The 18932-nt window shown below is 49.0% G+C and carries 21 protein-coding genes and 1 pseudogene; 8 read left to right on the top strand and 14 right to left on the bottom strand.

What is annotated here, in order from left to right; all coding sequences use genetic code 11:
* Positions 1-67: 67 nt before the first annotated feature.
* Complete coding sequence (locus KEM39_RS04210) at positions 68-508, bottom strand: Mor transcription activator family protein (RefSeq protein WP_118996828.1); 441 nt, start codon at positions 506-508, stop codon at positions 68-70.
* On the bottom strand, positions 508-909 hold the full coding sequence (locus KEM39_RS04215) for a gp16 family protein (RefSeq protein WP_118882953.1): 402 nt from the start codon (positions 907-909) through the stop codon (positions 508-510). Before KEM39_RS04215 ends, KEM39_RS04210 begins: the two co-directional genes overlap by 1 nt.
* Positions 910-1351: 442 nt before the next feature.
* On the opposite strand from KEM39_RS04215, the gene KEM39_RS04220 reads away from it, so the two are divergent.
* From KEM39_RS04220 to KEM39_RS04230, 3 genes are all read left to right on the top strand, one after another.
* Positions 1352-1522: a hypothetical protein gene (locus KEM39_RS04220; protein ID WP_164729365.1), complete on the top strand. Its 171-nt coding sequence runs from the start codon at positions 1352-1354 to the stop codon at positions 1520-1522.
* Between the two features lie 158 nt (positions 1523-1680).
* Positions 1681-2271 carry a Rha family transcriptional regulator gene (locus KEM39_RS04225; RefSeq protein WP_118996829.1) on the top strand — a complete coding sequence of 197 codons (591 nt, stop codon included), beginning with the start codon at positions 1681-1683 and terminating at the stop codon, positions 2269-2271.
* A 3-nt stretch (positions 2272-2274) separates the two neighbouring features.
* Positions 2275-2490, top strand: coding sequence for a hypothetical protein (locus KEM39_RS04230; RefSeq protein WP_118996830.1), 216 nt, complete (start codon positions 2275-2277; stop codon positions 2488-2490).
* A 159-nt stretch (positions 2491-2649) separates the two neighbouring features.
* Here the strand turns inward: KEM39_RS04230 and KEM39_RS04235 are convergent, their stop codons facing one another.
* From KEM39_RS04235 to KEM39_RS04265, 7 genes are all read right to left on the bottom strand, one after another.
* Complete coding sequence (locus KEM39_RS04235) at positions 2650-3168, bottom strand: host-nuclease inhibitor Gam family protein (protein WP_211709641.1); 519 nt, start codon at positions 3166-3168, stop codon at positions 2650-2652.
* A gap of 109 nt (positions 3169-3277) precedes the next feature.
* On the bottom strand, positions 3278-3445 hold the full coding sequence (locus KEM39_RS04240) for a hypothetical protein (RefSeq protein WP_211709643.1): 168 nt from the start codon (positions 3443-3445) through the stop codon (positions 3278-3280).
* Complete coding sequence (locus KEM39_RS04245) at positions 3438-3611, bottom strand: hypothetical protein (protein WP_002213627.1); 174 nt, start codon at positions 3609-3611, stop codon at positions 3438-3440. The genes KEM39_RS04240 and KEM39_RS04245 overlap by 8 nt, the downstream gene beginning before the upstream one ends.
* Positions 3612-3716: 105 nt before the next feature.
* Positions 3717-3956: a hypothetical protein gene (locus KEM39_RS04250; RefSeq protein WP_211709644.1), complete on the bottom strand. Its 240-nt coding sequence runs from the start codon at positions 3954-3956 to the stop codon at positions 3717-3719.
* A gap of 266 nt (positions 3957-4222) precedes the next feature.
* On the bottom strand, positions 4223-5137 hold the full coding sequence (locus tag KEM39_RS04255; protein WP_211709645.1) for an AAA family ATPase: 915 nt from the start codon (positions 5135-5137) through the stop codon (positions 4223-4225).
* Between the two features lie 35 nt (positions 5138-5172).
* Positions 5173-7149: a Mu transposase C-terminal domain-containing protein gene (locus KEM39_RS04260; RefSeq protein WP_211709646.1), complete on the bottom strand. Its 1977-nt coding sequence runs from the start codon at positions 7147-7149 to the stop codon at positions 5173-5175.
* Between the two features lies 1 nt (position 7150).
* On the bottom strand, positions 7151-7402 hold the full coding sequence (locus KEM39_RS04265; protein ID WP_070441668.1) for a helix-turn-helix domain-containing protein: 252 nt from the start codon (positions 7400-7402) through the stop codon (positions 7151-7153).
* Between the two features lie 131 nt (positions 7403-7533).
* Here KEM39_RS04265 and KEM39_RS04270 point away from each other — a divergent pair, with 131 nt between their 5' ends.
* Both KEM39_RS04270 and KEM39_RS04275 read left to right on the top strand, forming a co-directional pair.
* The gene (locus tag KEM39_RS04270) at positions 7534-8349 is read left to right on the top strand and encodes a transcriptional regulator (protein WP_002224561.1); all 816 of its coding nucleotides are present in this window, start codon (positions 7534-7536) and stop codon (positions 8347-8349) included.
* 156 nt (positions 8350-8505) lie between these two features.
* Positions 8506-8727, top strand: a pseudogene (locus KEM39_RS04275) (S24 family peptidase); the annotation flags it as partial.
* 234 nt (positions 8728-8961) lie between these two features.
* On the opposite strand, the gene rpe reads toward KEM39_RS04275, so the two are convergent.
* A complete protein-coding gene (rpe, locus tag KEM39_RS04280; protein ID WP_118996836.1) occupies positions 8962-9645 on the bottom strand; it encodes a ribulose-phosphate 3-epimerase in 684 nt (227 codons plus the stop codon).
* Between the two features lie 310 nt (positions 9646-9955).
* Between rpe and KEM39_RS04285 the strand changes: the two genes are divergently transcribed.
* A complete protein-coding gene (locus tag KEM39_RS04285; protein ID WP_003751867.1) occupies positions 9956-10390 on the top strand; it encodes a Spy/CpxP family protein refolding chaperone in 435 nt (144 codons plus the stop codon).
* A 12-nt stretch (positions 10391-10402) separates the two neighbouring features.
* Here the strand turns inward: KEM39_RS04285 and KEM39_RS04290 are convergent, their stop codons facing one another.
* The 3 genes from KEM39_RS04290 to KEM39_RS04300 form a co-directional block, all read right to left on the bottom strand.
* Positions 10403-11266: an ATP-binding protein gene (locus KEM39_RS04290; RefSeq protein ID WP_118996837.1), complete on the bottom strand. Its 864-nt coding sequence runs from the start codon at positions 11264-11266 to the stop codon at positions 10403-10405.
* Between the two features lie 7 nt (positions 11267-11273).
* Positions 11274-11891, bottom strand: a complete 618-nt coding sequence (locus KEM39_RS04295) for a riboflavin synthase subunit alpha (RefSeq protein ID WP_118996838.1) — start codon at positions 11889-11891, stop codon at positions 11274-11276.
* A 156-nt stretch (positions 11892-12047) separates the two neighbouring features.
* Positions 12048-12662 carry a molybdenum cofactor guanylyltransferase gene (locus tag KEM39_RS04300; protein WP_118996839.1) on the bottom strand — a complete coding sequence of 205 codons (615 nt, stop codon included), beginning with the start codon at positions 12660-12662 and terminating at the stop codon, positions 12048-12050.
* A 205-nt stretch (positions 12663-12867) separates the two neighbouring features.
* Here KEM39_RS04300 and KEM39_RS04305 point away from each other — a divergent pair, with 205 nt between their 5' ends.
* The gene (locus tag KEM39_RS04305; protein WP_118996840.1) at positions 12868-14640 is read left to right on the top strand and encodes a histidine kinase; all 1773 of its coding nucleotides are present in this window, start codon (positions 12868-12870) and stop codon (positions 14638-14640) included.
* Positions 14637-15293, top strand: coding sequence for a response regulator transcription factor (locus KEM39_RS04310; protein WP_118996841.1), 657 nt, complete (start codon positions 14637-14639; stop codon positions 15291-15293). The genes KEM39_RS04305 and KEM39_RS04310 overlap by 4 nt, the downstream gene beginning before the upstream one ends.
* 138 nt (positions 15294-15431) lie before the next feature.
* Here KEM39_RS04310 and KEM39_RS11520 read toward each other — a convergent pair whose 3' ends face one another.
* On the bottom strand, positions 15432-18785 hold the full coding sequence (locus KEM39_RS11520; RefSeq protein ID WP_249182595.1) for an autotransporter outer membrane beta-barrel domain-containing protein: 3354 nt from the start codon (positions 18783-18785) through the stop codon (positions 15432-15434).
* Positions 18786-18932: the final 147 nt, after the last annotated feature.

The following is an 18932-nucleotide window of genomic DNA, read 5'->3' on the forward strand; positions in this document are numbered from 1 at the left end:
AAGAAAAACCGTAAACAAAAACAGGTTATCTATCCCATTTTGGTTTACGGCTTCAAAAATACATTTTCTAAAACAAATTCTCCTGCTCCGCTTCCTTATTCGCCTGCTTCAAAATCCGCCACACATGGCGGTCGCTTAGACGGTGTGCCAAGGCCAAATCGTTAACGGCCTCATAAGCAGGGGTACCGCCTGCCGTCTGTCGGTCAAACTGACTGCGGATTTTACGGTTACGCAGCTCATACAAGGCCGTCTCGCAGCGGGGTATAAACAGATTGCACGGAGCCATTGCCTCTACCAGCCGACCGGCCGCCTCACTGCCGATAATCTCCTCCAAGTATGCAACACGGGATTGACTGTTTTTCGTATAACCCTGCCGCAACGGATAAGTCGTACCGCCCATCAGGCGCACCAACTCCAGCGTTTCATTAAACCCGATGACCGTAATCAACGCCTGTACACTATCAGGGAGCAGATGCTTGACCGCGCCAAAATCTGCCGTCTCATACATCACACAGCCCCTTTCTTACGGCGGTTCGCACTAATCTGCAACGCCGCCACCAGCTTGTGCATATTGCCGTCTGACAGCCATTCCACGCGGTCAACCTTAAACATCTTTTTCGCCGTACCGTGCGCATAATTCCAAGTCCAGCCGTTATCCAGCAGCAGGGCTTCGATTTTCCGCATCATCGGATCGGCGGAAGAGCGGCGGTTCGGGCGACGGCCTGCCGTTTTCTTCGGCGTAAACCCATGCCGGCGCAAATCCTCTACTACGCGTTCCAGCTCGGGGATACTGCACTCGGTACACGACCGCTTGCCCGTCACACGCTCCAACACCGCGCGATAGGTACCGTCATCCAAGCCCAGCTCCTTTTGAGCAATCTTAATTTTCGCAATCAACGCCCGGCGCATCATTTCTCCAATACAACATATAGTATAAATTAGCGCATATTATACCAATAAAATACAATATGTAGTATTAAGTCGATGTTTTTTTACGAAATTGGCAGACATAAAAAAGGCCGTCTGAAAACGTTTCAGACGGCATTTTCTTTGATTATGTTGCAAAAATGCTTGACTTTTTCGTAACAACGAAATATAATACAACCATTCAGAAAGCACTTAGCCCCGAGAGGCGGCAACCAATCGGGGCAAGTTAAGTCTGAATGGAAAGGTAGCAGAAAAATGAATTGGAAACTGTTTATATTGCTGATAATTTTTCTGATTGCAAACTGTTCGGGAATGTAATTAGAAAATAGCTTTTAAACAAAGGGGTGGCAGAACACCGTGCCCCTTCCGATTCAAACCTGCTGCTATTCTAACTCAATCTTATGAAAAATCAAGGATTATGCCTATGGAAGAAGACAAAATAGCCGAATCAAAAAAGAGATATGAAAAGGAAAAGCGGGCACATCGCGGCGTTTCATTTAACCGTGATACCGAACAAGAGTTATTAGATTTTGTAGATAAAGTTAACTTTTCTCAATGGGTTAAGGACAGAATCCGAGAGGCTCTAAAAAAATAACTTGACCTTTTCGTAACAACGAAGTAGTATTCAACCACTGCTTAGGCAGTAATGAAATTCCCCCGATGGTGGAACATCGGGGGAACAGTGGGAAAGCAACGCACCAACGTTCTTTCTCGTGTCTTTTAAATGCAATCTAAAAGAAAGGCTATTCTATCATGAATACCAACAACACCCAACTTGTTCAAATCTCCGGCGACCGTCCGGTTACAACCTCGCTCGCCGTATCAAACCACTTCGGAAAAAAGCACAAGAACGTCCTTCAAGCAATTGAAAACCTCGAATGTTCAGACGAGTTTGCAAAGCTGAATTTTCAGCTTTGCCATAAAAACAACGAGTTGCAGAACGGCAAGCCGCAACCGTTTTACGAAATCACCCGCGACGGTTTCGTGTTCCTGTGTATGGGCTTTACCGGATCGGCCGCCGCGCAGTGGAAGGAAAAATACATCGCCGCCTTCAACGCCCTGGAAGCCGAAGCTGCCCGCCGCCGCGCGCCGGCATCGGACAGGCTCAAAGCCGCCTACCTTTCCGCCCGCCCCGATATGGCGCGCCTGCTGCGCTACACCGAAATGGGACTGAATCAGGCGGAAGCCGCCAAACTCTTGGGCATTGCGCCGTCCAACGTGCGCTCGCGCCTCAAACGCCTCGCCGATCTGGGTCTGACCGAATACCGCCCCGACCCGAAATACCGCAACCGCCACGCCTTGGCAACGGCACACGGCCAACAGTCTTTGGGATTGGAGGGTTAAGCCATGAATACCACCTATACCCTGACTTTCGACCAAGACAGTCTCACAGCCCTGAATCTGCTGGTGTTCACGCTCAACCATCTGAAAGTTTTGGATATGGACATGGAAGGAATCGAAGACGGTTTGTCTGCCGTGATTGAAACCGCCTCCGAGAAAGCCGACAAGCTGTCCGCCGCTTTCTACAACGCCGTGTACGAGCAGGAAGAGAAAGCAGCCTGAATCTAGGGCATGAAAAAAGGCCGTCTGAAACAGGTTTTAAACCCCGTTTCAGACGGCCTTTAATCATGGGTTAAAGCCTATTTGAACCAGCTAGGCAAGCTCCTGCTCCGTAGGCTCAATCACGTTTCAACACACTGAATTGAAATCAGGCTGTTGATTTTATAGAATTTGTTCGCTCGGCTCAATCACAAAATCCTCCACGCCGCTCACAATCTTAATTCCCGGCACCTGACCATTCGCAAACTGCTCGCGCTCATTCAGGATGGCGTCTTTGTCGATTTCCTGCTTGGTGCGGATAAAGCTTTGATATGCCGTTTTTTCCGACATCCACGCCAAGACGGCGGCCACGCCCGTTACCTTGACGGATGGCGGACGGATGCGCCATTTAATCAGGCCGGTAGTAAAGTCCACGGTTTTGGTTTTACCGTTTTCCGTCAGCTCGTCCTTATGTGCCTCGCAGTAGGCGGCCACACGTTCGGTCAGGCTCATGATTTCGGCACACATCGGCGCGGCTTGGGCGGCATATTCTTCTTCGATGGCCGCTTTTTTGTCTCCGGCTTCGGTTTCCAGGCGTTTGACTTCGCGCTGCAAGTCGCCGATTTGGCGGATAAATGCGGTAACTTCCGTTTTGTCTTGTGCCGCTTCGATGGCGGGCTGTTTGATTCGGGTTTTAGCCATTTTCTCTTCCTTTCAGGTTGGGTTTAACATTTCGGCTTACTCAAGCCTTGTTCGCGTTCGTGCTTGGCAAGTGCTTCAACTTTCGCGCGGTTTCTCAAAAACTTAAACATCACACTTCCTCCCATAAAGTTATCGCCTGAGCCAAAGTTTCCGCCTCGGCGGTTTTCCACATCCCGTCCGGCGCGCGGGCGGTAATCACAAATCCTTCGCCGTCTTTTTTCATGACCATCAGCTCACCACGGTCTTCGAGCCATTCGATCAAATCTTTTTCATTCATCTTTGTTTCCTTCCGTTTTCAGACGACCTTTGCCGTCCTTATCTTCAAACTGCGCCTGATATTCCTCGATTTCACGCTCCCGGCTTTTTTGCGCCATTCGCGCCGTCGCACGCCTGCGGTGTTGTCCCCAAGCCTGCCAATCCGTATTGCGTCGTCCGAAACTCATTTCACACATCCTTTCACAATCGCCTTATCGCCATATTTCGCGCGGATTTCCTTGACCGCACGTTCCAAAGCCTCTTGTTTCGCCGCAGGGTTCAATAAAATTGGCTTATCGCTCATAAACAATCCCTTTCATTTTTTCTTCCGTACTCATCGCCTCGTATTGTTCGATCCGGGCTTTTGCCTCCAAATCCGCCAGAAGCTCGCGGCGCGACATTTCCAACTTTGCCGCCGACACCACCGGCTTAGAGCAGCTGTGCAGCATCGTGCCTACCAAAACCGCCCAAAACAACAACCAAAAAGCCAAACCGATCCACTTGGTTTTTCGTTCGCAAAACAAATGAGACATTTTTATATTTACTTTTAAATCAATTAATTAATATTTTCTTAAGGCAAAAAAATTATTGCGTACCCAATCCGCCCTAACCAGCGCACCGCCTTCGCTCCCTCTCCCTGTGGGAGAGGGCTGGGGGAGAGGGCAACTCCCTCTTTCCGCTTGCCGCGTATATCCGCCCGCCAAATCTTCCGCCGTTTATGGGTTTCATAATCGTGCCAAGTGTCCTCATAGACTCCGGCGTGTACCGCATATTCGTGTCTCATTTCAGACGGCCTTTCTTATCGGATAATTAAGGAGCTGTATTTCTTAACAATACCGGCCTGCATCTTGATACCGTTCTTGTTCGCCGTGCGTACCGCGCCGCGCATCAATTTACTCATCCGGCGCGTATTGCCGTTACTATGTTTAACCAGTTCCAAGAGTGTTTCTTCGTCCGCATCAGGCAAAGCCGCTTTCGCAATCTCAAAGAGCTCGTCATCCGGCAAAGATTCGCCCAAATTCAGCGCAACAGACACGCGGCTGTAAAGCTGTACCAGCTCGCCATGCTTACCGCGCAGGTTGGCCACCAGTCGGGGCATACCGCTCAACACCAAGCCGCAGCCAGTCTCATCGTGCAGACGGCGTACAATTTCAAGGGCGCGTAAAGGCAGGTTTTCCGCTTCATCGACCACAATCAGACGGCCTGAATCACGCAATCTGTCCGATACCGATTCAAACAAATCATTCAGGCTACCCATCGCCGATACCTTCGCCGCCGTCGCCAACTTGCGCATCAGTACCAAAGCCGTAAAGCTCGGATTAGCCTCAATCAAGATAGCCGCAGGGTTTTTCTCGCAGTAGTTTTTGACCGACTGCGTCTTGCCCAAGCCAGCCTGACCGTAGATCACCACCGTTTCGCCGCCTTCGTGCGCATCGCGCATCACTTCTGCAATACGGCGTGTCGTCTTAGTCGATACAAAACCAAACACCGGCTCTTCACGTCGCGCTTTGCTGTCCTGCATCTCCAAAAACGCCTCGATTTTCGGCTCGATGGTTTCATAATTGCCGCCTTTTTCCGCATAAGTGCCGTTCAGATACATACTGATGGATGCGGGCGAAGTACCGATACCGCGTGCCAGTTGGGTTTGGTTCATACCTGATTTGGCTTTAAATTCAGCCAGTTTTTGTTGCAATGCTTGATTAATTTGTTTCATTTTTTTAGTCCTTTTAAAAGAGGTTTAAAACCGTTTTAACTTCTATCCGCCTCAAATAGCACAAAATCGTCCGTGCCCGTTTTCGGCAATACCGCATACTCCGCCTCGATGACGTTTCCGCCCAAATGTCCCAGCTCGTCCCAAACTGCCGCCTGTTCCAAAGCCGGATTGACTTCCGCATTTGCGAGCTTGATTGCATTTTCCGCCCGCTTGATTTTGCCTTTTCGGCGGTTTTCCGCCAGTTGGTCGATACGAGCCGTCGGGAAAGCCTCGCGGGTATTGCCGTTGGCCTGCGCCTTAGTGATAAACTTGCCGTCCATATCAAACACATTGACCACCGACGCATCGTCCAAATCGTAGCTGACCCGTACCTCGTCTTTGTGATACTCCGCCAGCTCGACTGAAAAATAAGAGTTGTTGAACAAATCCAGCCAACCGCGCTGTACTTTTCGCACCTCTTGCGGCATAAACATCGTTGCCAGCTCTTGCGCCGACAACATATCCGGCGCAATCCCGTCCTGTTCCAGCCTCATTTCCCGATAAGCCTTCGGCGTATAATGCCCGCCGTCCGGATGTCGGGGCAGCTCGCCGTGCGGACGGTTGTTGTAATCATCGATACACTTGACCACATCCGCGATAAAACGCGACCAGCTCGGCAGTTTTTTCAAATATTTTTGCTGTTCCTCCGTCAAATCCTTGCCTTTTTCCAAAGCGTTAAACGCACTTTCCATCTTGCGGTACATCAGATTCTTCGTGCTGCTGTCCATCCCGCTGCCCGCAAACGTCTCATACTGCCGCGCCATCTCAATCAGATTGTCTTTCCACCATCGTTCGATGATGCCGCGCCCTTGCGGATTGCCCGCGATACCCGTTTCATGGCGGATACCCAGTCGGGACGTAATACCCGTGATTTCATGGTCTATCGTCTTGCCGGTTTGGCCGCCGCCGTTATCCGAGTAATAGATAATCGGCAAACCAAAATGCTTGACCCCGATACGCAGAGCATCCGATACCGCCACACAACTTTCAGCAAGAGAGACCGAAAACCCGACCACAAACCGCGTACAACCATCAATAATCACCGTAACTTCCGGCTTAAACGGCCTGCCGTGTACCGGATGTGCCACCTTCGCCTTAAAGCTGTGGCCGTCGCCGATCCAAACATCGTTAGGCTTCAAAGCCCCCCAATCACGTTTCACATAAGGCAGCAGCGATTTATAAGCCGCCCCCGTTTTCCTGCCGCGCTCCTGCATAATCAACGGGAGCTTGTCCCAAATGCGCCGCACCATACTCAAGTTAGGCACATCATTGACCGGCATATTTTCCGCTTCCGCCCACTGCACAAACCGGCGGTAGCTGTGTGCCAATTTCGGCGCGGACGGGATATTGTGAAACTGCATAAACATCGGCAACCAACCGTAGCTTTCAATCGGCTTAACTGCCTTCGTCGTCTTCGGAGCTAAAGCAACCAACCGCTCCGTCGCGTTTTCCGCTTTCAAATAAGCAGAAATCCAGCCGTCTAAAGTACGTTCTCCAACCTTCGCCGACCGGCTGCGGTCATTGGCCTTTTCCAAGTTCCCAAGCGTGACCGCGTCCAATTTACCTTCTGCCAGCAAGCCCAAAAACTGAGCCACCGCAGCCTTCGCAGAGCAACCGTATTGGTATTTAATCCCCAACACCGCCGCCACCACCGCACATCGCGCATCCGCCACCGACCGTTGTTTCTCGTTCAACAGCTTGGCCGCTTCAGCCAGTGCCTGAGCCGACATCGCCGTCCCCTGTCTGACTTGGGGCAGCATTTTCGGCATCTTTTCCGCCAGCTCGTCCGACTGCCGTTTCATGATGGCTGCTCGGATTTCGGTAGGTAGGGCATATTCAACACCACCACCCTTACCTTGACGCCTTCTCGTTTGCCAACCATCCCTTTGCGCTTTTTTTCTCAGCCCTATTACTGTTCTTGGCATATTTGGCAACCCAAAATCAAGCAGGCTTTTGAGGTCCATATATTCCATTTCAACCCACTCCGAGCATCTCTTTCAATTCAGCTATCTTTTTGTCTCGACAATTTGTTTTCTTGTAATGCGGAAAAACTTCAACTAAATCTTTTTGAATCACTTTCGCGATTGCTTCCGCAATTCTTTTGCTTCCTCGTCCATTTCTTATGACCTCAGAAACAGATTGGTTAGTTACCCCTAAAGCCGAAGCCAACATTCTTGCCGATATATTTTTTTCTTCTAAGGATTTATAGATTTCGTTCGCTTGCATAATGCCTCCATGATAGAATCCCTTACTTACTTACCTTACAGGCTTTAATGCCTGCCTTAACTGTTACCTGAATGATATACCCAAAATATTTGGTATAGCAAATATATTTGGTACTATTTTGCGGTGTTTTTATGGAACGCATTGATTTAGCATTGAATTTAGTTGAAGAGAGAAGCCGACTTGGATACTCTCGAAAGAATTTTGCTGAGCAAACTGGATGCAGTGCAGAAAGTTTGAGACTGTATGAAAGCGGGCAGGTCAACATTCCTGCGGACTTTTTACTTGCTGCTGTCCAATTAGGGGTGGATATTCAATTTGTCTTTACAGGCATTCATTCGGCAAATTTAAATGCTGTTTCAGACGACCTTAATAAAAAATTGGACGACGCTATTGGCAAATCAAACGTTGAGAATCAGATTAACGGCAACGTCAGTAACGCTGTTATCGCCTCATCTGGTTCTGTTGTTCATCAAATTAATACCCAAAACCATGTCATCAGAACCCGTGTCGATTCAAAACCCGGCAAGGAACATATAACGCTTGAACAAGCTTCAAAGCTGCAACAACTTGTCAAACAAGTTGCCGCAGCTGAAGAGATTGCCAAACGGTCGCCAAAATCAATCCGTGCAATTTGGGCTAGTCTGAATGCTCACTGTAAAGTTCCAAGTTACAAACTAATTGCATTGAGCGATTACGACAAAGCAGAAACTTATCTCAGAAAATGGCTGGGTAGGTTGAGTAATACAGCAACATCAAAGAACAACGATCCCGACTGGCGAAAAAAGAAATACGCTTATATCAAATTAAATGTAAAACAGCTTGAGCTTGAAGATTGGTTGAAAAGTTACCTCGAAAAAAATTTCTCAGTAGAAAGCCTGACTGAATTAAGTGATGAAGATTTGCAAAAAACATATGCAGCAGTATCGACTAAAAAACGGAAAAAATAGGCTTAAACATGAAACTCCGCCTTTAAATTCAAGTTTCATGTTTAGCTTATGGTCTTCAGATGCTTTGTTTTTTAGATGTATGATATTAAAAGATTTTTTAAAAAATGGAACTATTATACAAGTTCCATGTTCAGTTTCTAGTTAAAGCCTTTTATCAACATCCTAATCAACCACGCCGAAACCGAGCCGCGCGACGGCCTGTACGTCCTACGCATAGGAAACGACCTGTTCGTCAAAAACATCCAACGCCTGCCCGGACGGCTCTTGGTTAAATCCGCCAATCCCCTCTACGAACCTTTTGAAATCGACCTCACAGCCGACAACACCGATACAGCCATCATCGGCCGGGTAGAATGGTTCGGCCGTACCGTAAACTGATTTTAAAAACCTCTTAAAACAGTTTTAAAAATTCCCTAATCTCGTCAGCTTCAAACAAAAAACCGCGCATTCCGGCGCGGTTTTGTGAAAAAGCTGGCGTAACTTTTCCGGATACAAAAAAACGCTGAAATCCACGTCTTCCGAAGATTTCAGCGTTTTTTTACTCTATTTGTTCCTTGTGCAAAAACTAACAGTCCCCCACACATTGATTTATTTCAAACACCGATACAGCGTTCAATCTGCCACTTTTTTCAATTCCGCACGCATAGCATCGATTACCGCCTTGTAATCCGGTTTGCCGAAAATCGCAGAACCGGCAACAAAGGTATCTGCGCCGGCTTGGGCGGCGGCGGCAATATTGTCGGTTTTGATGCCGCCGTCCACTTCAATGGCAATACGTCTGCCGCTTTTCTCTTCATAGCAGTCAAGCATGGCGCGAACCTGTCTGATTTTTTCCAAAGTGTGCGGAATGAAGCTCTGACCGCCGAACCCGGGGTTGACCGACATCAGCAAAACCATATCCAGCCTGTCCAATACGTTTTCCAACAGATATACGGGCGTTGCCGGATTCAACACCAGCCCCGCCTGACAGCCCATGTCCCGAATCAGGCTCAAGCTGCGGTCAATATGGCGGCTCGCTTCGGGATGGAACGTGATGATTGATGCTCCTGCTTTGGCAAACGACTGAATCAGGTCATCCACGGGTTCGACCATCAGATGCACATCGATCGGCACGCTTGCATAAGGCTTCAACGCCGCGCAAACCATAGGCCCGAAGGTCAGGTTCGGCACATAATGGTTGTCCATTACGTCAAAATGGATCAAATCTGCACCTGCCGCAATGACGCTTTCCACCTCTTCGCCAAGCCGTGCAAAATCTGCCGATAAAATGCTGGGTGCGATACGGTAAGTAGTCATGTTTTTTCTTTCAATATCCTTTTATAGTGGATTAACAAAAATCAGGACAAGGCGACGAAGCCGCAGACAGTACAGATAGTACGGAACCGATTCACTTGGTGCTTCAGCACCTTAGAGAATCGTTCTCTTTGAGCTAAGGCGAGGCAACGCGGTACTGGTTTAAATTTAATCTACTATACGTTCCGATTCTGCCGTTATGTCTGCCTGCCAGACATACGTACGCATTATTAACAAAAGTTAACCGCGATAATACCATCTTTCACACGTCAATCTAGTATATTTCCTAAAATTTCCAACAAGAGGAAAAGCCGTGCCACTGCCTGCTCCCTGCCGTTTTGCCAAACCTGCCGCCTCTTTTTTAAGTATGGCTTTGCTTTCCTGCCAGCTTTCCCACGCCGCCACGGCTTATATCCCCCCGAACGATTTTCAACCGAACTGCGACATACGCCGGCTCGGGCTGACACAGGGTCAGCACAATGAGCTGCGTAAAATCCGCACCGCCTTCAAAATGGCGGGCGACAGGGCGCGTTTGAAGGTTATGCATTCCGAACACAGCCGCCGCCGGTCTGTCGTCGAAATCATTTCCTCGGATGTTTTTAATCGGAACGAGGCGCGCGATTATGTCGAAAGCCGCTACCACTCCAGCATGGATTTTGCGGTGGACGAATTGGAAATCCAACACCGCTTCTTCCATATCCTCACACCGCAACAGCAGCAAATGTGGCTTTCTTCCTGCCTAAAATAATTCCTAAAAAACTTACAGCATCCGTTGTTCCGGCAGCCTGCCCGCCCAGTCGCAGGCAAACTGCCAAGCGGAACGTCCCGAGCGGTTGCCCCGCATCTGCGCCCACTGCAACGCCGCCGTCCGGGCGGCTTCATCATATGACACATCAAAATCTTCCAACCAGCTTTGCACTGCCGACAGATAATCGTTTTGATCGAACGGATAAAAGCTGAGCCACAATCCGAATCGGTCGGACAAAGATACTTTTTCTTCCACGGCCTCTTTCTGATGGATTTCTCCGCGCACGCCTGTCGTACCTGCATTTTCATCCAAATATTCGGGCATCAGGTGCCGTCTGTTGGAAGTCGCGTACACCAGCACGTTGGCGCAACGTTGGGACAGACCGCCGTCCAATGCCGTTTTCAATGCCTTATAGGTTTCGTCGCCGCTTTCAAATGACAAATCGTCGCAAAATACAATGAATTTTTCCGAACGTTCCTTCAAAAGCGTCAACAGATACGGCAGGCCGATCAAATCGCTTTTATCGACTTCGATCAGGCGCAATCCCTTATCCGCATATTCGTGCAGCAGGGCTTTGACAAGCGAGGATTTGCCTGTTCCGCGCGCGCCGCTCATCAATACGTTGTTCGCGGGTCTGCCGGCTATGAATTGTTCGGTATTACGCACCAGCAATTCGGTTTGCCTGCCAACTCCCGCCAGCCTTGCCAAGGGGAAAGTGTGCGGATCGGGCAAGTGTTCCAAAAAACCTTTTTTGCCCGCACTCTGCCAGCGGAAGGCAAGCGCGTTCCAATCGGTATGCCCGGGTTCGGGCGGAAGCACGACATCCAAACGCCGCAAAACGGCATAGGCTTTATCGAGAAATTCGTTCAATTCCATCTCTACCTCACTTTGCATATCTTTGCGCCATCAGCCGTTCGACGGTGTCGACGATTGCCTGCGTATTCGGATCGATTTCGATGTTGATCCTGTCGCCGACCTTTCTGCTGCCGAACAGCGTCCGTTCCAAAGTTTCGGGAATCAGATGGACATTGAAACGGCTGTCTTCGACTTTGCCTATGGTCAGGCTGCAACCGTCCAAGCCGACGAACCCTTTGGTCAGGATATAGGGTTTGAGTTCGTGCGGAAGCGCAAACCAAACCGTGCGGTTGAACCCGTTCCGTTCGATTTCGACAATGGGCACGGTTGCCATAATGTGTCCGCTCATGACGTGTCCGCCGATTTCGTCGCCGAAACGCGCCGCCCGTTCGATGTTGACGCAATCGCCTTCCTTCAGCAGCCCTAAATTGGTTTTTGCCAAAGTTTCTGCCATTAAATCGAAGCTGACGCGGTTTCCTTCGATTTCGATAATCGTCAGGCAGCAGCCGTTATTGGCAACCGATGCGCCGCGTTGCAGATTGTCCGCCGCCTCTTGCGGAAGCTCGACGACATAAGTCTGAAATGCCTCCGACGGGCGGTGGATTGCCGTCAGTTTTCCCAAGCCTTGAACAATGCCTGTAAACATAATCCTGTTTTCCTGTGTCGGTAAAATGGTGCAAATTGTAGCATTTCCCCGCGAAAAATGCCGTCTGAAACGCCTTCAGACGGCATTGTGCCTCCGATTCGGGCAAAAACCGCCCGGTACGGCCTGACCTTTCCACGCCGGTCGGCGGTCTTGACCTTATCCCTCCTGCAAGTCGATTTGCGTGTTAAAGTCGGCAAAATGCCCGTCAAACTCGAATCTGACCGGCCGCGCCCTTTGCTGCTGCAACCAGCTTCTTAATGTTTTCATACCCGAAAACAGATAGGGAATCGCGCTTTGCAAAATTTGCGGGCGGATATACATAATGTTGTAGTGCATCGTTACCGGTGTTTCCACATAAAACGCATTGCACAACGGTGTGCGTTTCGACATGGTTTCAAACCTTGCCACCAAATCGTCCGGCAGATACGGCATATCGCACGGCACAACCAAAAGCCAGTCAGCAGTCGCCAACTGCAAATCGTTGGCTGCGGTACACAATGCCGAAAGCGGGCCGAAATGCTGCCACTGCCGCGCATCGGGAAAAATATGCGGACTTCTTCGAGCATATTCTTCCAAATTCCGGTTGGCACTGATGGCGATATGGCTGACCTGCGGTCTGACCCTGTCGATGACATGATCTATCAGCGCCTTACCCCCCAAAAGAGCAAGCCCCTTGTCCTCGCCTCCCATACGGCTCGCCTGACCGCCGGCCAGTATCAGGGCAAAAGTTTTCATTGCGGATGTTCTCTTGGAAAAGTTCGAGGTTTTCATGATTGCAGTCTGCCGTTCCCAATGACTCAAAATGCCGTCTGAAGCAGACGACAAATAAATTCATATTATCTGAATTTTATCATAACATGATTTAACACTGAAGCGGTGCGGATTAAGTTTTCCTTAACCAATTCTTTCTGAGCAGTTGTATCTAATCCCAAAGAATGATATTGTTTGCATTATTTAGAACAATTTTTCGCCGAGCATGATACTGCCAGCCCGTTTTTCAGACGGCATCAGCCTTTCCCTGCGCCTGAAACTCCTGACCGGACTGTGGGTCGGGTTGGCGGCATTGTCTGTCGTTTTGACACTGCTGCTCTCTTTGCGTCTGGAAAACGCCGCCTCCGTCATCGAAGAGGCGGGCAACTTGAGAATGCAGGCATACCGTCTGGCCTATATGGCCGGCGAAGGATCTCCCCGCTCCCAAATAGACAATCAGGTTGCCGAATTTGAAAAAAGCCTGAAGCGTATTTCGCAAAGCGATGCAATCCATCCGCTGATTCCTTCGGACACCCCTCTTGCTTATGATTTGATACAATCCATGCTAATTATAGATTGGCAGGCACACATTCTCCCCCCGCTCCAGTCCTATCGGCGACCTACTCAGGTCGATCTCTACCGCTTTGCCGGAAATATCGAACTGTTTTTGCAGGCATTGGAAAATGCCAACGAAAAAAACACATGGTGGCTCAGACGTTTTCAATGGGCAATTATGCTGATGACGCTGGTGTCGTCAGTACTGATGCTGTTTTGGCACCAGATTTGGGTTATCCGGCCGCTGCAGGCGTTAAGGGAAGGTGCGGAACGTATCGGTCAGCGGCATTTCGACATCCCTGTTCCCGAAGACGGTACGCCTGAATTCAAACAGGTCGGGCGGTGTTTCAACCAAATGGGCGGCAAACTCAAAGCCCTGTACGACAATTTAGAAGGGCAGGTTGCCGAACAGACCCATAACCTTGAAAAGCAAAACCGCAACCTGACCTTGCTGTACCGGACCACGCGCGACCTGCATCAATCCTATACGCCGCGACAGGCGGCGGAAGAATTTTTGAACCACATCCTCCCCGCCGTTGGCGCACAATCCGGCAGCATCTGCCTGGAAAACGGTTCCGACACAGACATTTCCGTCCATACGGCCGAACACGGCAAAAAGCCCCATCATTTGGAAAAATACCATGACGAAACTTTCCCCATCGAATATCAAAACGAGAAACTGGGCATGCTTTCGCTCAGCTTTTCAGACGGCATTTCCCTCACCGGAGACGACCGCACACTGCTTCAAACCCTGATTCGGCAATTGGGCGTATCGCTTGCCGGCGCAAAACAGGAAGAAGAAAAACGTCTGCTTGCGGTATTGCAGGAACGCAACCTGATTGCGCAAGGATTACATGACAGCATCGCACAAGCATTAACGTTCCTAAACCTACAGGTACAGATGCTGGAAACCGCCTTTGCCGAAAACAAACGGGAGGAAGCCGCAGAAAACATCGGCTTCATCAAAACAGGCGTGCAGGAATGTTATGAAGACGTCCGCGAACTGTTGCTCAACTTCCGTACCAAAATCAGCAATAAAGAATTTCCCGAAGCCGTTGCCGACCTATTCTCGCGCTTTACGCAACAGACCGGCACGACTGTCGAAACCGCTTGGGAAAACGGCACGTACCTGCCTACACAGGACGAGCAGCTCCAAATGATTTTCATCCTTCAAGAAAGCCTGTCCAACATCCGCAAACACGCCCGCGCCACCCATGTCAAATTCAGACTGATTAAACAGGATGAAAGGTTTACAATGACCATTCAAGACAACGGACAGGGTTTCGACACGGAAAACATTGGAGAACCTTCGGGCAGCCATGTCGGACTGCACATCATGCAGGAGCGTGCCAAACGCATCCGTGCCGTTTTAGAAATCCGTTCCCAAGCACAACAGGGAACCACCGTCTCATTGACGGGTGCACCCAAAGAAAGCCTACCATGACCATTAAAATCATCCTGATAGACGACCACACCCTCTTCCGCAGCGGCATCAAAGCCCTTTTGTCGCGCCAACACGGTTTTGAAGTCATCGGCGAAGCCGCAGACGGACTCTCGGGCATCAAAATGATCAGCCGGCTGCAACCCGATGTCGTCCTGCTCGACTTGGATATGCCCGGTATGAACGGACGCGAGGCACTCTCCCAAATCATCAGCATCAATCCGCAGCAGGCAGTGATTATGCTGACCGTTTCCGAAGACAGCGACGATTTGACCGAATGTATGCGTATCGGCGCGCGCGGCTACCTGCTGAAAAACATCAACGCCGACTTTCTGCTCGAAAGCATACGCAAAGCCGCCGATGGCGATAATGTATTCTCGCCCGAGATGACCGCCAAACTCGTCAAAAGCCTGATTTCTCCCCAGCCCACACAAGGGACGCAGGCACTCTCCTCACTTACCCCTCGTGAACTGGAAATCTTGGGCTATCTCGCCGCAGGACACAGCAACAAAATCATCGCCCGCCACCTCGATCTTGCCGAATCCACCGTCAAAGTCCACGTTCAAAACCTGCTCCGCAAACTCAACCTCAGCAGCCGGGTGCAGGCCGCCGTTTACGCCATCCGGCACAACGTCCCCCAACCTGTGCCGGAATAGGCGTTCAGACGGCATCGGGTCAGGAAAAAAGCAATGCGCCCCTTTGACGGGGTGCATTATATAAGGGACGGCATCCGGTGTGCCGTCCCTTTAAGTACGCTATTACCGCCGTAATCCGGACGGAATGGCTTAGGCGGTTTATTTCCAAGAATATTTCACACCCACGGTGCCTTGGTAACCTTTATGTCTGTTGCTATCGAATGATTTTTCGTAGCGAGCATCTGCATAAAGGTAAGTGTTTTCACTTAAGGAGAATTGAGAACCTAAGCCTAATTCCCACCAAGTGCGGGCAAACTTCCCGGCTAATTTGTCCGACCCGATTAATGCGTTGCCCCTTGCTTTAAAATCGTGCCAAATATTGCCGGTGAAATAATAGGTGCGTGTGCGTTGCTTATCGTTCGGTTGGTTATGCGCCAAACGGAAACCGACACGGCCGCGCAAACCGTAACCTTTTTGCGAAACGGCACGAGTACCGTCGTTAAAGTCACTTAAGCGCAAGTATTGTGCAATCAGTTGTGATTGCGGCTCTAAAATCCAGCTATCTCCGTTGTTGGTTTTATCTTTACCTAATGCGTAAGGGCGGCCGGTTTCCACTGAAAGGGCAGCTCTCCAGCCGTGATTTTTCGCACCTGTACCGTCAATCGCCGAATAACGGTTATTTAACCAAGAAAGCTGCCCCACCAAATCAATGTAAGTGCCGTTTTCATTGTAACGCGTATCAGTGACACCAAGATTAAGTGCGGTAGTTTTCACATGGGAAGTTAATTTATCTGCAATCACGATGCCGTTTTTCGCGCGGTATTCATCATAGAATTTGCTGAGAGAACGTAACGCACCGAAATACAGGCCGGTAAAACGACGAGTGAGTTTGCCCTCATCATCTTGTTTGGTTTTAACATCAAAATCGTGTCCCACTTGGAAGCCGTACATATTGGTTTTAAAACCAAAACGTTCTTTTCCATCGAGTTTGAGGTGTTTTCCGATTACGCGCCCCCAAAATTGTTTTTCCACATCCTGCCAATAACTGCCTTGCCTGTCCCAAGAAAGGGTTTGGTTTTCGCCACGGCGTTGGTGAAGTGTATCCAGCATCGCATAGCCTGATTCCAAGTTTTGACGCGGAACGAGCGTATAAGCCGGCGCACTTGGCGTGATGATGGTTTTATCTTGATTCGGCGTGGTTAAAGTCCAGAAGTATTCTGTCGCGCCCGCCTCATCTTTGCGTGAAGCCAATTGCACTTCGCCCGCTCCTGTGGTTTTGGCAGTTCCGCTAAAAGTATCGCGCATTGTGTAGGTATGTTTAGCGTCTTCGGCATTTAATTTACCGGTTTCCGCCCCCTTGTCTTGTCCCAAAACCTTAACAACGGCGACACTGCGTTTGTAGCGGTCGGAAAGTTCGCCGATCGAGCCGTCGATAATATTTTCTTTGCCATCTTTACCCACTGAAATGACCGTTGTTTTTCCTGAGGCATCGCCTGTGATTTCCAGTAAATCAGATTGAGAATTTCCTCCTTGATCATCGCCCGGCGAGTTCCATTCCGTATTGACTTTTAACGTACCGTTATTGCCGACATAATTCCCTTCAATGGTCAGTTTGTCTGCATAGGATTGATTGGCGAGGGTGATGATACCGCCGTTGGTGAAAGTTCCCTTTTCAAATACAGAAGTTGTACCCGATAAAGAAATGCCCGTATCAGATAAGGTCAGCGTGCCGCTTGATAACAACGTAGTCCCTTCGGGCGTTGTTAATGATGTGCCTTTTTCAAGGTTAAACTTTGCCTTTGTCAGTTTTATCGTTCCAATATCCGATGTGTATTCTATTGTCCCGTTCGCAATTTTTAGCACGCCGTCTGTAATAGGGAGTCTTAAATTAAATGGTTTTTCTGTCCCATCAGGCTTGATGAGCGTACCGGCTGCGTTAAATAACAATCCTTCGGGAACGGTAATAGTTCCATCGGTAATTGTTTTACTGATGCTTGCATTGCTGTGATTATGTACCAATTGAATTTTATAGTCGGTGCTTGCTCCAGTCACATTTTTTGAAGCATCCAGTACCCCACCATTGGCAAGATTCACATCATAAGCGGTCGCACGTTGGACAGCTTCATCGGCTTTCGGTGCTAATTCCCAAGTTGAGTTATGATCAACGACAACATTAAGCTTAGAGCTTAAGCCCGCCCTTGAATGCTGATGCGTCAAGCCGACCGCTTTTGCCTGATTATCCAGCGTAAAAGTGAGATCTGAGGCTTTGGTTTTTGCTAATTTTGTTTCAGCCAACCAACCTTTGTTTGCTGCCCTTGCTTCAGATTGCGCGCCTTTTAATAAGAATTTTGCATTTTCGGCAACAAATTCCCCATTGTTAAACCAGCTGGCGACTTTACCTCCTGCAAAAGATACCGCAATGCTGTTTACATTCTTGGCATCCGCGACAATCAATGAGGCATTTTCAGAAGTGGTTGAAATTTTGGTATTATTTAAGCGCACTTCTTGATCTTTGTTTGGTTCGTTACGAGATACGTCATCACTAATCGGAAAAATGAAACCACGATAAGTTACTCTCGTTTCATAGTCTTGCGTATCAAATACAATAGCGGAATTACCCGACTTGATTGTTCCTGAGCTGGTTTCACTATCCGCGATTAAACGGGATTTTGTGCCAAATAAGCGCACCGTAGCTGAATCTTTTGTTTCTGACGTATCAAGCACCATATTTCCTGTCGAGTTGATTACCGCACCTTTGTAATCGTTAGCTTTTAGTGTGTTAGGTAATTCTGGTTTACCAATTTTCAGTGCTGCGGAATGTTTACCATTTGCTTTTACAGTGATATTGCTGTCTTTTAAATTGGCTTCCGCGCCGTCGCCGTTGATATAGATGCCAGTCAGATAATCGCCGATTTTAGCCGTTGATTTGTCTTCAACATTAATTGTTAGGTTTTTTTCGGCGGTAAATACCGTTTTGGGCTTGGATGTATTGTGCCTGTCGATACGGATACCGGAAAGCTGTTGCCCGAACGGTGCGGTTGCTTTGTCAAAACTCTTTGAGCCCAAAACCGTACCTGCCGTATTATCTACCTTGACAGACGCATCACCTTTCAAAGTCAACGCGGTTTTATTTTTGCCGTCACCCGCCCAGTCGTAGCCAACGGCAATGCCGTAAGCCGCGTTAGAGTCCGGCGACATATTATAATTTTGCTCACTGGAAAGGGTAATGTCGATGGAGGTTTTGCCCTGAATTTCTGCCGAACGGTCGCCACGGATAATCAGCCCTTTCGGGCGCGAATGCTGCGAAGGGTCGGCAGGTTTGACCGTAATATCCGCATTGCCGGTTACGGTGTTGTTTGCGTGATTAAACTCAAAACCGATAGGTTCGTCAGTAGAACCGGCAAGGTTGACTGAAATAGCATCCATCACGGGGGGGGGGGCGGAAAAAGCCGTTACAGACATAGATGAAATCAAAACACTTAAAATTGTTTTATTATGGACGGATTGCTTCATAAAACCTCCGCATTTCGGGAACAGGGATAAATACGATGTAAGAATAAACTATATTATATGCTTTTCTCATTCTACAACATTATTAAAATATAGTTAAGAAGTTTTAAGTCTCTATACCGGGAAAAATATCGGTTTGCAGAACTGTGT

Source organism: Neisseria sp. Marseille-Q1983, assembly GCF_018224585.1.
GTDB classification, from domain to species: Bacteria; Pseudomonadota; Gammaproteobacteria; order Burkholderiales; family Neisseriaceae; genus Neisseria; species Neisseria polysaccharea.

Coding starts and splice junctions, on each gene's coding strand:
- KEM39_RS04235 (WP_211709641.1), bottom strand. CDS start 3,168: ATGGCTAAAACCCGAATCAAACAGCCCGCCATCGAAGCGGCACAAGAC.
- KEM39_RS04245 (WP_002213627.1), bottom strand. CDS start 3,611: ATGAGTTTCGGACGACGCAATACGGATTGGCAGGCTTGGGGACAACAC.
- KEM39_RS04215 (WP_118882953.1), bottom strand. CDS start 909: ATGCGCCGGGCGTTGATTGCGAAAATTAAGATTGCTCAAAAGGAGCTG.
- KEM39_RS04310 (WP_118996841.1), top strand. CDS start 14,637: ATGACCATTAAAATCATCCTGATAGACGACCACACCCTCTTCCGCAGC.
- KEM39_RS04240 (WP_211709643.1), bottom strand. CDS start 3,445: ATGAATGAAAAAGATTTGATCGAATGGCTCGAAGACCGTGGTGAGCTG.
- KEM39_RS04290 (WP_118996837.1), bottom strand. CDS start 11,266: ATGGAATTGAACGAATTTCTCGATAAAGCCTATGCCGTTTTGCGGCGT.
- KEM39_RS04270 (WP_002224561.1), top strand. CDS start 7,534: ATGGAACGCATTGATTTAGCATTGAATTTAGTTGAAGAGAGAAGCCGA.
- KEM39_RS04220 (WP_164729365.1), top strand. CDS start 1,352: ATGGAAGAAGACAAAATAGCCGAATCAAAAAAGAGATATGAAAAGGAA.
- KEM39_RS04250 (WP_211709644.1), bottom strand. CDS start 3,956: ATGTCTCATTTGTTTTGCGAACGAAAAACCAAGTGGATCGGTTTGGCT.
- KEM39_RS04300 (WP_118996839.1), bottom strand. CDS start 12,662: ATGAAAACCTCGAACTTTTCCAAGAGAACATCCGCAATGAAAACTTTT.
- KEM39_RS04265 (WP_070441668.1), bottom strand. CDS start 7,402: ATGCAAGCGAACGAAATCTATAAATCCTTAGAAGAAAAAAATATATCG.
- KEM39_RS04225 (WP_118996829.1), top strand. CDS start 1,681: ATGAATACCAACAACACCCAACTTGTTCAAATCTCCGGCGACCGTCCG.
- rpe (WP_118996836.1), bottom strand. CDS start 9,645: ATGACTACTTACCGTATCGCACCCAGCATTTTATCGGCAGATTTTGCA.
- KEM39_RS11520 (WP_249182595.1), bottom strand. CDS start 18,785: ATGAAGCAATCCGTCCATAATAAAACAATTTTAAGTGTTTTGATTTCA.
- KEM39_RS04255 (WP_211709645.1), bottom strand. CDS start 5,137: ATGAAACAAATTAATCAAGCATTGCAACAAAAACTGGCTGAATTTAAA.
- KEM39_RS04230 (WP_118996830.1), top strand. CDS start 2,275: ATGAATACCACCTATACCCTGACTTTCGACCAAGACAGTCTCACAGCC.
- KEM39_RS04305 (WP_118996840.1), top strand. CDS start 12,868: ATGATACTGCCAGCCCGTTTTTCAGACGGCATCAGCCTTTCCCTGCGC.
- KEM39_RS04260 (WP_211709646.1), bottom strand. CDS start 7,149: ATGGAATATATGGACCTCAAAAGCCTGCTTGATTTTGGGTTGCCAAAT.
- KEM39_RS04295 (WP_118996838.1), bottom strand. CDS start 11,891: ATGTTTACAGGCATTGTTCAAGGCTTGGGAAAACTGACGGCAATCCAC.
- KEM39_RS04210 (WP_118996828.1), bottom strand. CDS start 508: ATGTATGAGACGGCAGATTTTGGCGCGGTCAAGCATCTGCTCCCTGAT.